Origin of the sequence: Faecalibacterium sp. An121 (assembly GCF_002160915.1) — a bacterium.
GTDB lineage: Bacteria > Bacillota > Clostridia > Oscillospirales > Ruminococcaceae > Faecalibacterium > Faecalibacterium avium.
In genome coordinates this window covers 1-7,567 of the sequence record NZ_NFLM01000038.1, presented here as the reverse complement: position 1 = coordinate 7,567, position 7,567 = coordinate 1, and the positions used below count along the sequence as shown (strand labels likewise).

Here is a 7,567-nt window from a genome sequence, read left to right as displayed (position 1 = left end):
AATAGAACCAATATTCCTTCTGTTGTTGATCGCACCAAAACAAAAGAACTTTTGCGTCACGAAAGATAGGGTCCCTCTGCGGGGGTCGGCTGCAAAGCCGGCCCCCGCATTGTTTTTGTTTTGGCCGCGCTTTTTGCGTCCGGCCGGTTTTTTTGCGCTGGAAGGCGCGGCATTGTTGCGCGCGGGGGGCGAATCGTGTATAATCGTTGCCGTAAAAGTATTTATCCCGTTCTGGAGGAACGTTATGAAACATCGCTATTGGATCTTTGATATGGACGGCACCCTCACCGACAGTATGCCCATCTGGGCCCAGGTGCCCTATGAGCTGGTGCGCAGCTTTGGCAAGGTCCCGGCCGAAGATCTTGGCCGGGTGCTGCTGCCCATGAGCGCGCTGGAGACCGCGCAGTACCTCATCACCACCTATGACCTGCCCCTGACCATCGACAGCTATACCCAGGCCGCCATGGACGCGGTGGACCGGCTGTACCGCACCGTCTCCCTCAAGCCGGGGGTGGAGCAGACGCTGGCCCGTCTGGATGAGGCGGGGGCCAAAATGTGCGTCTGTTCGGCTACCTGGCAGTTTATGTGCCAGCGGGTGCTGGGCCGGCTGGGTGTGCTGGACCGGTTCCAGTTTGTGCTGTCGGCCCAGGAAGGCCGCACCAAGCACCAGCCCGACATCTTTTTTGAGGCGCTGGGCCGGATGGGCGGCGCCGATCCCGCCCAATGCATGGTGTGCGAGGATGCCCTCTACGCCGCCCGTACGGCACGCCAGGCCGGCTTTGATGTGATCGGGATAGCGGACGCAGCCTCCCGGCCCGATGAAGCCGCCCTGCGGGCCCTCAGCTGTCAATATCTAACACAATGGGATCAATTGGACTGGGCTGAGGTATAAAGGATACCTTTGACTGATAGCGCACCCGCTGGAGCCAGGCCTGCAGCGCCTGGCACACCTCGGTGCGGCGCAGAGGAGGCAGAGGGATCGTGGCCCCGCTGTACATCTGCACATGGCGGGCGGCCACCAGCCGCACCTGCGCCAGGTTGATCAGATAGGAGCGGTGCATCTGGATGAACCGGGGGTCATCCCGCAGGCAGGCGGTCTGCTGCACAAAGGAGGTCCGCTGGGTCAGGCTGGACACCGTCTCCCCGTCGATGAGGTGGTAGTGGATGCTGTGCTGGATGCACTCCACATACTCGATGTTGGAAAAGGCCAGCACCCGCTGTCCCCCTGCAGTGGACACCGTACAGGCAGGACCGTAGAGTGGCTCCACAATGCGGCTCAGCAGGGCGGCGACGCGGTCGTACTGCAAAGGCAGCAAAAAGTATTGCAGGGCGTCCAGCTGGTAGGCCTGGCAGGCCCAGACCGGGCTGGCAGCCATAAAGGCCAGGGCGGTGCGCGCCCCCCTGCGGCGCAGCTCGGCCAGAACCTGGATGCCCTGGGGCAGGCAGATCCCTCCCGTCTCGGGCAGATGTACCAGCCACAGGTCCTGCTCGCCGTCCTGGCACAGCATCTCCTGGGGGTCGGCCATCTGTGCGATGACGCATTGATCCCCGCGCCGAGCAAAATAGTCCTCGCAGTGCCGCCGCATGGCCTTGAGCACCGTGGCGTCCTGCGCAATGATCGTGATCCGGTAATTCATCCCATTACCCTCCTAACAGGAAAGGAAGTGTCGTTCCATGCCCGACCGCGAACAGCCGCTGGTCAGCATCATCGTGCCAGTTTACAACGCCAAAAACCATATCGCACGCTGCATCGAGAGCATCCGGGCCCAGACCTGGCGCAACATCCAGATCATCGTTCTCAACGACGGTTCCCGGGATGTCAGCCTGCCGGTGTGCGAGATGTTCCGCAAGGTGGACAGCCGCATCCTGCTGGTGGACAAGGCCAATTCCGGCGTGTCCGACACGCGCAACCTGGGCCTCAAGCTGGCCCGGGGCGAGTACATCCAGTTTGTGGACAGCGACGACTACATCGACCCCGACTACACCCAGAACCTGGTACAGGCCGCCGAGGCCCACCAGGCCGACCTGGTCATCGCCCCCTATAAAATGGTGGTGCCCCCTGCCGCAGGCCATGGCCGCCGCCTGCAGGACAAGCTGGCCAGCCTGCTGGCCCAGGACGGCGCCGCCCCCCAGCCCGAGGAGGAACCCGAGGTGCGGGTATACAGTTTCCTGCCTCCGGGGCTGATGGATACCGAGGGCTTTGCCCTCCACCTGATGGATCAGCCCGCCTCCTACTATTACGGCGTGCTGTGGAACAAGCTCTACCGCCGGGATATCCTCACCGGCAACGAGATCTTTTTCGTCAGCCAGATCCACTGGTCCGAGGACCTGGTGTTCAATTTGCAGTACATCCAATACGCCCGGCGGTTCTATTCCATTGACCGGCCCGGCTATTACTATGTGCAGAACCCCCAGAGCATCATCCACACCCAGATCAACCCGGCGGCCATCCTCAAGATGAAAACCACCGTCTTTCCCTATTACAAGGCGCTGTACCAGCGGCTGGGCCTGTATGAGCAGAACAAGGCCGCCATATGCAGGTATCTGGTGGACGCCGCCCCCGAGAACAACCTGCCCACCGACCCGCTGGACAATATGGTGGCGGACACCTTCCGCAAATGGGACGGCCTGACGATGGAGGCAGCCAACGCCGTCACGGCGGCTGCCCGCAAAAAGCAGCAGGAAGACGCCCAGCCCGGCCGGGACGGCTGACCGGGAATACCTGCGCCCCCCGCCAGAGATGGCGGGGGGCGCTTTTTTGTTTGGGATCAGGCGCCGATGGCGGCGCACTTGGCGGCCAGCCAGTTCCGCTCGTCCTCGGTCAGGCGGGGGGCCAGCAGCTGGAACACCTTGCGGTGATAGCCGTTCAGCCAGTCCAGCTGTTCCCGGGTGAGGACGCCGGGCACGATGGGGCTGGTGGCGATGGGCACCCAGGTCAAAGGCTCGAAGCAGAGGAAGGTGCCGTATTGGTTGTCCTCTTTGTGGCGGCACTCCAGCTCGTTTTCGATGCGGATGCCGAGGCGCCCGCCCTCATATACGCCGGGCTCGTCGGTGACCACCATCCCGGGCTGGAACCGGACCTGGTTGCGGCCGTTCAGGGCGTGGGGGCCTTCGTGGACGTTGCCCACAAAGCTGACGCTGTGGCCGGTGCCGCAGCGGTAGTTGATCAGATGCTGCCACAGGGGCTCCCGGGCCAGGGTGTCCAGCATCTGGCCGGTGCAGTAGTCCAGCCACACCGCCCGGGCCAGTTCGATGTGGCTCTGGAGGGTCCAGGTGTAGCACAGACGCTCCTCCTCCGTGAGGGGCCCCATGGGATAGGTGCGGGTGATATCGGTGGTGCCGTCCAGATAGGTGCCGCCGCAGTCCACCAGCAGAAAGCCCTTGGGCTGCAGGACGGCGTGGTCCGCATCGGTGGCGTGATAATGCATCATGGCGGCGTTGGCGCCGTAGGCTGCAATGGTGCCGAAGCTCTCCACCAGGAACTTGTCCTGGGCGCTGCGGTACTTGTGCAGGATCTCGTCCACCGTCCGTTCGGTGAGGGTCTCGCCGGCAGCCATCCGCTCCTCCAGCTCTTTCTGGAAGCGCACCATAGCCACGCCGTCCCGCAGATGGCACTCCCGGCTGTGGGCCAGCTCGGTCTCGTTCTTGACCCCCTTCATGGGCAGCAGGGGATCGGGCAGGCTCTTGACGGTCAGATGGGGGTTGCCCTCCAGGGCGCGGAACACTGCGTAGTTCACCGAATCGGGGTCGGCCAGGACGGTCTGCTCCCGATCGTACCGTTCCAGCCAAGTCAGTACGCTGTCGTAATCGGCCAGCTGTACCCCGTCGCCGGCCAGGGCCTGGGCGGCCTCGGGGGCCAGCCGCTGGCCGTTGATGAACAGGACCGCGTCGGTCTGGGTGACAAAGCAGTAGGCCATGGCATAGGGGGTGCACTGGATATCCATGGCCCGCAGGTTGAGCAGCCAGGCGAGGTTGTCCAGCTTGCCCACCATCTGGGCGGTGCAGCCCCGTTCGGCCAGTTTTTGGCGCAGGCGGGCCAGCTTCTGCCCGGGCGTGGCCCCGGCGTACTCCGCCGGCAGCAGCCAGGCGGGGGTGGCGGGCAGGGCAGGACGGCCCTCGACCCACAGCTGATCCTCCAGGGTGAGGGTGCGCACCTCCACGCCCTTGGGGTCCAGCACTTTTTGCAGCTCCCGCACCAGCAGGCAGGAGGCGGTGAGGCCGCACAGGCCCAGGCTCTGGCCTTCGGCCAGGTGGGCGGCGCAGTATTCTTCCACGGTGGGCACGCCCGGCTCACCCATCCGCATCAGCTGGATCTCGGTGCCGGCCAGCTCTTTTTCCGCCTGGACGAAAAACCGGCCGTCCGCCCACAGGGCGCTGCCCTCCATGGTGACCACCAGGGTGGAGTTCTCCCCCGTAAAGCCCGAGAAATATTCCCGGCTGTTGTAGTGGGCGGGCAGGTATTCACTGGAATGAGGGTCCCCGGTGGGGATCAGATAGGCTGCGACGCCGGCGGCCTCCATAGCGCCGCGCAGGGCCGCCAGCCGCTGGCTGACAGTAGACATGATGCAAAACCTTCTTTCTTGCAGTTCGGTGGGCGCAGCGCGCCCGCGCCTCTATTGTAGCATTCCGCCGGAAAGAATGCAAACCCCTGCTTTTTTCTGTATGCGGGCATTGACAGGTTTGTTATAATAAAGATGTATGGAACAGTGGGGCAGTGCGCCCCTTTGAGCATGACAAAAAGAAAACGAGGCAATAGACAAATGGCAACCAAGATCGATATTTTCTCCGGCTTCCTGGGCGCCGGCAAGACCACCCTGATCAAGAAGCTGATCCGCGAGTCCTTCCAGGGACAGCAGGTGGTGCTGATCGAAAACGAGTTTGGCGAGATCGGCATTGACGGCGGCTTCCTGCAGGAATCCGGCATCAAGATCAATGAGCTGAACGCCGGGTGCATCTGCTGCTCTCTGGTGGGCGATTTCCGGGAGGCGCTGCGCCAGGTGGTGGAGCAGTACCACCCCGACCGCATCCTCATCGAACCCTCGGGCGTGGGCAAGCTGTCCGACGTCACCCGGGCGGTGGAGGCAGTGGCCGAGACGCTGGATGTGGAGCTGTCCAGCTTTGTGACGGTGGCCGACGTCAACAAGGTCAAGCTGTATATGAAGAACTTTGGCGAGTTCTACAACGACCAGATCCAGAACGCCAGCTGCATCCTGCTCAGCCGCACCCGCGGCGCCGACCCCGACAAGGTGGCCGCTGCGGTGGCCCTGCTGCGGGAAAAGAACTCCACCGCCACCATCGTCACCACACCCTGGGAGGATCTGACCGGCGCGCAGATCCTCAAGGCCATGTCGGAGCGGGAGGACTTTGCCGCCCGTCTGCTGGCCCTGGCCGCCGAGGCCAACGCCGCCCATGCCGGCGAGGATGAGGAGGACGAGCACGAACATCATCACCATCACTACGACGAAAACGGCGTGTGCAGCTGCGGTCACCATCATCACGACCATGACGAGGACGAACACGAGCACCACCATGAGGATGAGGAGCACGAACATCATCACCACGATGAGGACGAGCACCACCACGACGGCGAGGGCCATTGCTGCCATCATCACCATCACCACCACGGCCACGACGCCGACGAAGTGTTCACCAGCTGGGGCATCGAGACGGCCCGCACCTATACCCGGGCGGACATCGAGCACGCCTTGGATGAGCTGGAGAGCGGCAAGTACGGCATGATCCTGCGCAGCAAGGGCATCGTGGACGGCGGCGCTGACGGCTGGCTGGAGTACGACTATGTGCCCGGCGAGCGGGAAGTGCGCAGCCGTACCCCCGATGTGGGCGGCAAGCTGGTGGTCATCGGTTCCAAGCTGGACGAAAAGGCCATCGCCGCCCTGTTCGGCTGCTGATCGATCGCGAAGGAGAAACCTTATGGCAAAGGAAATTCCGGTCTACCTGTTTGTGGGCTTTTTGGAGAGCGGCAAGACCACCTTCATCCAGGAGACCTTTGAGGACCCCAACTTCGATTCGGGGGACAAGACCCTGCTGCTGGTGTGCGAGGAGGGGGAAGTGGAGTACCAGCCCGGCAAGTTTGCGTTTCCGGGCACCACCGTCCAGGTGATCGAGGACAAGGCCGAGCTGAATCCCCAGAATCTGGCCCGCCTGGAGAAAGAGTCCGGCGCAGGCCGGGTGGTGATCGAGTACAACGGTATGTGGCTGCTGCAGGATCTGGCCGAGGCCCTGCCCCCCAACTGGCTGATCTACCAGGTGATCGCCACCGCCGACGGTTCCACCGCCCTCACCTATGCCCGCGACAACGCCATGCGCAGCCTGCTGCTGGACAAGATCGCCCGCAGTGAGCTGATCGTGTTCAACCGGGCCGAAAAGGTCAATACCGACGAGGCCCGCCAGGAGCTGCACCGTCTGGTGCGCCAGGCGTCCCGCCGGTGCGACATCGCCTATGAGTTTGCCGATGGCAGTGTGGCCTACGACGATATCCCCGACCCGCTGCCCTTCGACATCGACGCCCCCGTCATCGAGATCGGGGACGAGGACTTTGGCATCTGGTATCTGGACTGCCAGGAGGACCCCCAGAAGTATGCCGGCAAGACGGTGCGCTTCCTGGCCCAGGTATGCCAGACCAGCCGGGCAGGCAAAAACAGTTTTGTGCCCGGCCGCTTTGCGATGACCTGCTGCGTGCAGGACATCCAGTTTGTGGGCTTCCCCTGCGTGTACGAGGGCTACAAGGCGCTGGAACAGCGCAGCTGGGTCACCGTTACGGCACGGGTGAGCTGCAAATTCCACAACATCTACCGGGGCAAAGGTCCGGTGCTCAGCGCCACCAGCGTGGAGCCTGCCCACAAGCCCCTGCATGATGTGGTGACCTTCTCCTGAGGCTTTGCCGGCCGGCGCCGGTAAACCATATCCGCCCGCAACAAGGATCAAGCACAAGGAGGGTTTTGAGATGAAAGCGTTATTCCAACTGTTGGGTGCTGTGGCCGCTGTGGCTGCCGCTGGCCTGGGCGCGGCTGTCCTGGCCAAAAAGCTGGGCAAAGAGTGTCCCATCAAGGTCACGGTAGACGTGGCCGAGGACGCTGAAAACGCCGAGAAGGACAAGGAGACGGCCGACAAGACCACCGCAGCCTATGAGGCCGGGGTGGCCGCAGGCAAGGCCCATGCCGAAGCCATCCGCAAAGCTGCCGAGGCCGAAGCCGCCGAAGCTGCCGAGGACGCCGCCGAGTCCGATGCGCCTGCCGCCGATGAGCCGGACCAGCCCCCGCAGGACAAAGAAGCTGAATGACCCTCACAGCCCCCGCTTTCCCGAAAGGAAGGCGGGGGTTTCTTTTTGCCCGGCGGGCGGAGTGGTAAGGCGAACTGAACCACCTGAAAATTTCCTCTCACCCTCAAGGTTAGAAACTCCAAACTAAAGAAAATAAAGAAAAAATGGAAAATTTTGAAATTGGGTCTTGACACCGGGGGGGGGTATGTTATGATAGGCACACAAAGGAAAGGACCTTCCTTTGAACCTGTTTTGGGTCTCTATCTTTTATACACCATAAGGAGGAAA

8 protein-coding genes are annotated in these 7,567 nt (G+C 62.7%); 5 read left to right on the top strand and 3 right to left on the bottom strand.

Features of this window, described 5'->3' with window-relative positions; all coding sequences use genetic code 11:
• Positions 1-253: hypothetical protein (locus B5E66_RS13270; protein WP_206393111.1), on the bottom strand; the 253-nt coding region annotated here is incomplete at its 3' end.
• On the opposite strand from B5E66_RS13270, the gene B5E66_RS12370 reads away from it, so the two are divergent.
• The gene (locus B5E66_RS12370; RefSeq protein ID WP_087233697.1) at positions 245-892 is read left to right on the top strand and encodes an HAD family hydrolase; all 648 of its coding nucleotides are present in this window, start codon (positions 245-247) and stop codon (positions 890-892) included. The genes B5E66_RS13270 and B5E66_RS12370 overlap by 9 nt on opposite strands.
• On the opposite strand, the gene B5E66_RS12365 is transcribed toward B5E66_RS12370, so the two are convergent.
• Positions 840-1,637, bottom strand: coding sequence for a LytR/AlgR family response regulator transcription factor (locus tag B5E66_RS12365; RefSeq protein ID WP_087233693.1), 798 nt, complete (start codon positions 1,635-1,637; stop codon positions 840-842). The genes B5E66_RS12370 and B5E66_RS12365 overlap by 53 nt on opposite strands.
• 37 nt (positions 1,638-1,674) lie before the next feature.
• Between B5E66_RS12365 and B5E66_RS12360 the strand changes: the two genes are divergently transcribed.
• Positions 1,675-2,712: a glycosyltransferase gene (locus B5E66_RS12360; RefSeq protein ID WP_206393109.1), complete on the top strand. Its 1,038-nt coding sequence runs from the start codon at positions 1,675-1,677 to the stop codon at positions 2,710-2,712.
• A gap of 56 nt (positions 2,713-2,768) precedes the next feature.
• Here B5E66_RS12360 and B5E66_RS12355 read toward each other — a convergent pair whose 3' ends face one another.
• A complete protein-coding gene (locus B5E66_RS12355) occupies positions 2,769-4,562 on the bottom strand; it encodes an aminopeptidase P family N-terminal domain-containing protein (RefSeq protein WP_087233690.1) in 1,794 nt (597 codons plus the stop codon).
• Between the two features lie 198 nt (positions 4,563-4,760).
• On the opposite strand from B5E66_RS12355, the gene B5E66_RS12350 reads away from it, so the two are divergent.
• The 3 genes from B5E66_RS12350 to B5E66_RS12340 all read left to right on the top strand — a co-directional run bounded on the left by B5E66_RS12350 (position 4,761) and on the right by B5E66_RS12340 (position 7,300).
• Positions 4,761-5,909 carry a CobW family GTP-binding protein gene (locus tag B5E66_RS12350; RefSeq protein ID WP_087233687.1) on the top strand — a complete coding sequence of 383 codons (1,149 nt, stop codon included), beginning with the start codon at positions 4,761-4,763 and terminating at the stop codon, positions 5,907-5,909.
• A gap of 22 nt (positions 5,910-5,931) precedes the next feature.
• A complete protein-coding gene (locus B5E66_RS12345; RefSeq protein WP_087233684.1) occupies positions 5,932-6,894 on the top strand; it encodes a TIGR03943 family putative permease subunit in 963 nt (320 codons plus the stop codon).
• A 70-nt stretch (positions 6,895-6,964) separates the two neighbouring features.
• Entirely contained in the window at positions 6,965-7,300 is a 336-nt protein-coding gene (locus tag B5E66_RS12340) for a hypothetical protein (protein WP_087233681.1), read from the top strand.
• Positions 7,301-7,567: the final 267 nt, after the last annotated feature.

Bases quoted from the DNA above. Each gene is read 5' to 3' on its own strand.
- B5E66_RS12370 (WP_087233697.1), top strand. From the start codon at position 245: ATGAAACATCGCTATTGGATCTTTGATATGGACGGCACCCTCACCGAC.
- B5E66_RS12365 (WP_087233693.1), bottom strand. From the start codon at position 1,637: ATGAATTACCGGATCACGATCATTGCGCAGGACGCCACGGTGCTCAAG.
- B5E66_RS12360 (WP_206393109.1), top strand. From the start codon at position 1,675: ATGCCCGACCGCGAACAGCCGCTGGTCAGCATCATCGTGCCAGTTTAC.
- B5E66_RS12355 (WP_087233690.1), bottom strand. From the start codon at position 4,562: ATGTCTACTGTCAGCCAGCGGCTGGCGGCCCTGCGCGGCGCTATGGAG.
- B5E66_RS12350 (WP_087233687.1), top strand. From the start codon at position 4,761: ATGGCAACCAAGATCGATATTTTCTCCGGCTTCCTGGGCGCCGGCAAG.
- B5E66_RS12345 (WP_087233684.1), top strand. From the start codon at position 5,932: ATGGCAAAGGAAATTCCGGTCTACCTGTTTGTGGGCTTTTTGGAGAGC.
- B5E66_RS12340 (WP_087233681.1), top strand. From the start codon at position 6,965: ATGAAAGCGTTATTCCAACTGTTGGGTGCTGTGGCCGCTGTGGCTGCC.